Origin of the sequence: Bacillus litorisediminis (genome assembly GCF_022808645.1) — a bacterium.
In the GTDB taxonomy this organism is placed as follows: Bacteria; Bacillota; Bacilli; order Bacillales; family JC228; genus Bacillus_BF; species Bacillus_BF litorisediminis.
The window spans coordinates 1-4051 of the sequence record NZ_JAKZKT010000094.1 but is presented as its reverse complement, the minus strand read 5'-3'; the positions used below and the strand labels follow the sequence as shown (position 1 = coordinate 4051).

The 4051-nt window shown below is 43.1% G+C and carries 4 protein-coding genes; 2 read left to right on the top strand and 2 right to left on the bottom strand.

The genetic code is table 11. The annotated features are described in order from the left end of the window. Both MLE14_RS21950 and MLE14_RS21945 read right to left on the bottom strand, forming a co-directional pair. On the bottom strand, positions 1-288 hold a 288-nt coding region (locus tag MLE14_RS21950), incomplete at its 3' end, for a transposase (protein ID WP_243299746.1). A 169-nt stretch (positions 289-457) separates the two neighbouring features. Then, complete coding sequence (locus MLE14_RS21945) at positions 458-1600, bottom strand: amidohydrolase (RefSeq protein ID WP_243300501.1); 1143 nt, start codon at positions 1598-1600, stop codon at positions 458-460. A 139-nt stretch (positions 1601-1739) separates the two neighbouring features. Here MLE14_RS21945 and MLE14_RS21940 point away from each other — a divergent pair, with 139 nt between their 5' ends. Both MLE14_RS21940 and MLE14_RS21935 read left to right on the top strand, forming a co-directional pair. Continuing rightward, positions 1740-2807 (top strand): M42 family metallopeptidase, encoded by a 1068-nt coding sequence (locus MLE14_RS21940; protein ID WP_243300500.1) that lies wholly within the window; start codon positions 1740-1742, stop codon positions 2805-2807. A 20-nt stretch (positions 2808-2827) separates the two neighbouring features. Then, the gene (locus MLE14_RS21935) at positions 2828-3676 is read left to right on the top strand and encodes a M55 family metallopeptidase (protein ID WP_243300499.1); all 849 of its coding nucleotides are present in this window, start codon (positions 2828-2830) and stop codon (positions 3674-3676) included. The last annotated feature ends 375 nt before the right edge of the window (positions 3677-4051 follow it).

Here is a 4051-nt window from a genome sequence, read left to right as displayed (position 1 = left end):
ATCACGATCACGGGGGACCGCAATTTCAACTTCTCCTGTCGTCGTTTTCACGAACTTTTTGCCATATCCATTTCTTCTATTGCTTGTTTCTTTTTCTCCCTTGTCATTTGATTCATAGCCCAAATGATGATTCATTTCACCTTTAAGCATCGACTCAAACATAGGGCCAAATATGTCTTTTAATGCTTCTTGCATATCTTCTACAGATTTAGTTTGGTACTGTTCGATAATCTTGTTAGCTAATTCTACGGAGTTCGGATCTCTTTTCAATTTCCCCATTGAAAACACTCCTTTAGCTTTATACTTATTATTCTATCAAATAAAAAACTGTGTGAGTAAGGAACCGTACGTATTCCTTACTTACACAGTTTATATTACACTCCCTGAAAGTACACTAGACCAAGTCCCCCAATAAATCCGCAAAGCCTATTTTTCGCATCCACCCCCTATATACAACTTACCCTCCGTATACAACCTCTCCACTAATAAACGTCATTTCAACCTTATTCCGCAAGTCAAACGGATCGCCATTCCAAACCGCAAAATTAGCATCTTTACCGACTTCGATAGAACCAACCCGGTCTTCAACACCTAAATGTTGCGCTGCATTTAAGGTAACTGCCTGCAATGCAAGATCCTCACTGATTCCATTCTTCACCGCTAAAATGACACTTGTCATCAGGTGCTCAATCCCGACAACTGGGTGATCAGTCGTAATCGAAAACGGAACGCCAGCCTCTGCCAAAGCACCTAGTGTATGCCAGCCTTTATCAGCTAACTCAACCTTAGAGCGGGACGACATCGTAGGGCCAACGGAAACGCGAACGTCACTGTGTTTGGCGATAAACTCAGCAATACGGTGACCCTCCGTACAGTGCTCGATGGTTAAATCAAAACCGAATTCTCTTTTTAAACGAAGGACGGTTACAATATCGTCAGCGCGATGGGCATGTACCCGTAACGGAATCTCGCGTTTTAGTACCTTCGCAATATTTTCTAAGCTCAGGTCGCGGTCGACATGTTCCCCTCTCTCTAGTTTATTTAAATAGTTTTGTGCTTTAATCAACTGCTCGCGCAAAACTGCAGCTGTTCCCATCCGGGTGTTCGGCATTTTACCTTTTGGTCCGTGCACTCGTTTTGGATTTTCACCAAATGCTGCTTTCAAACCAGATGGTTCTCTAACAATCATCTCGTCCACTACATTACCGACAGTTTTTAAAACGAGCATTTCACCGCCAATTACATTGGCGCTCCCTGGCATAACCTGTACAGTTGTAACCCCGAAACGGCGAGCATCAGCAAACCCTGATTCTTCCGGGTTTAATCCGTCAATGGCCCGGACTTGGGGGGTAAACGGACTGGTTGTTTCATTAAAATCGGCACCTTCCCGGCCAACACCTTCTTCATGAACACCAAGATGGGTATGTACATCAATCAATCCAGGCGTAATCACTTTCCCGTTTACATCGAACACTTGATATCCTTCAGGAACAGATATGTGCCCAACTGCTTCAATCTTTCCATTCTTCACTAAGATGGTTACATTTTCTAATTTTGTGCCATCTCCTTTAAAACCCGTTGCATTTGTAATTGCAATCATACTGTTGCCTCCTATTAACCTACGAAATATTCTTGCTTTTTAAAAAATCCTTATATATACTTTACTACAAAACTTCGAATTTCGAAATGTTTCTCTGAATCTATCAAAAAGAATCTAAACAAATAAAGGAGCTAATCGTATGTTCAAATTACTAGAAACCTTAACCTCACTTAATGGACCTTGCGGATATGAAGCAGCTGTATCCCAATTCTTAAAAGAGTACTTAATCGGAAAAACGGATTCAGTTGAAGTTGACCCAATTGGAAATGTGATTGCCCGTATTAAAGGAAATCAGGAAGGGCCAACCACCTTGTTAACAGCTCATATCGATGAAGTTGGATTTATTGTAAAAAAAATAGAACCCAATGGATTGCTTCGATTTGAAAAATTGGGCGGGCATGACGACCGCATTCTATTAGCCCAAGAAGTCATCGTGATGACTAAATCCGGAGAACTCAATGGAGTAATTGGGACAATGTCCGCTCATTACGTAAAATTTGATGACCCTTCTAAAGTTCGAAAGCACGCAAAGCTTTACATAGATATCGGTGCAACCTCAAAAGCTGAAGCAGAAGAAATGGGGGTTGAAATCGGTACACCAATCACGTGGAAAAAACAACTGAAATACGCTGGCAGTGAGAAAACAGGAAAAGTAATCGGTAAAGCGCTCGATGACCGGGCTGGCTGCGCGGTTTTACTGCAAGCATTAGAGGAGCTCCAAGACCGGAATTTCGCGGGTGAACTTATTTTCCTGTTCGCTGTTCAAGAAGAAGTGGGACTTCGCGGTGCAAAAACGGCTTCGCAAAACCTTTATGCTGATGTTGCGATTGCGGTGGATACGACTGCGGTGAGTGACACACCTGAAGAAACAATGGACCAAAGTCTGCAAATTGGAGCAGGTGTTGGCATTAAGGTGATGGACTTCAGTTTGATTACACATTATAAAGTGAAGGATGCACTGGTTGAAACAGCTAAGCGTGAAAACATTCCGTATCAGTTGGAAGTTTTCCCGGGTATTGGCACAGATGGGGGAGCCGTGGCCTTTAGTCAAAAAGGCGTACCGACAGGAGTTTTATCAGTTCCTTCGCGCTATGCACACTCACCAGTTGAATTGATCGATCTTAAGGATTTAGAAGCAACCAAAGACTTACTGAAGCAATTTGTCCGTTTATTACATGGCGAATCTAAATTTACTTTTACAAATTAATAGAGGGAGAGCGTCTTTTTATGAAAATTTTTATCTCGGCTGATATGGAAGGAATCTCAGGAGTTGCGACGAACAAACAGTTAGGTGTCAATGGAGAGTATCAGCGTTTCCGGAAGCAAATGACATATGATGTCAATGCAGCGATAGAAGGAGCTTTTAACGGTGGTGCTACTGAGGTTGTCGTGGCTGATGGACATGGGAATATGTCCAACATTTTAATTGAGGAATTGGATCCTAGGGCAAGACTAGTTTCGGGAAATAATCGAGTCATGTGCCAGCTTGAAGGCTTAGATGAAAGCTTCGATGGAATTATGTTCGTTGGACATCACGGTCGCGAAGGCGGCTCTGAAAGAACAGTGATCAGCCACACTTTGGCAGGCATTTGTGTAAATGAAATGAAGATCAACGGCAAAGTTGTCGGCGAAACGGAAATGAATTCTTATGTCGCTGGAGACTTTGGCGTACCTGCCATCTTCATTAGCGGAGACGATGCTTATGTATCAGAAGTTAAGGAGACTCTTCCGCATGTAGAAGCTGCTGTGGTTAAAAGAGCGATTGACCGATTCGCTGCTGAGCTGCTTCATCCAGAAAAAGCCCGCGAAATCATTCGTGAAAAAGCAGAAGCAGCTGTTCGTGGGATTGAGAAAATGAAGACAGTAAAAATGGAAGGACCGGTTACCTTTGAATTAACCTTCAAAGCACCGAATCAGGCTCATATGACGACCACCCTTCCTACAGTGGAACTGGTTACCCCAACACAAATCAAGTTTACTTGTGACAATGTGGTTACCGCCTATAAGCACATGTGGGCTTGTGTGATTATTGGAATGTCTGCAACAGCTGGGGTATTAGGGCATGTGAACGCATAATAAAAAAGAAGGAGATGTTTCGCTCCTTCTTTTTTATGTGCGCCCAGCATGGGTGCAATCTATAGGGTGAAAGTCCCGAACTGTGAAGGCAGAAGTAACAGTAGCTTAACGCAAGGGTGTCCGTGGTGACACGGAATCTGAAGGAAGCGAGCGGCAAACCTCCGGTCTGAGGAACACGAACTTCATATAAGGCTAGGTATCATTGGATGAGTTTGCATAACAAAACAAAGTCCTTTCTGCCAAAGATGATACAGAGTAAATGAAGCAGATATTTGGAGGGAAAGATTGCACTCTTACCTGGGGAGATCTGACTGGAAAGCCAAGTACTCTTGGTAACCTATCTAGCGATAGATAGCTGAACAGTTAGAAGTCAGC

Coding starts and splice junctions, on each gene's coding strand:
- MLE14_RS21945 (WP_243300501.1), bottom strand. CDS start 1,600: ATGATTGCAATTACAAATGCAACGGGTTTTAAAGGAGATGGCACAAAA.
- MLE14_RS21940 (WP_243300500.1), top strand. CDS start 1,740: ATGTTCAAATTACTAGAAACCTTAACCTCACTTAATGGACCTTGCGGA.
- MLE14_RS21935 (WP_243300499.1), top strand. CDS start 2,828: ATGAAAATTTTTATCTCGGCTGATATGGAAGGAATCTCAGGAGTTGCG.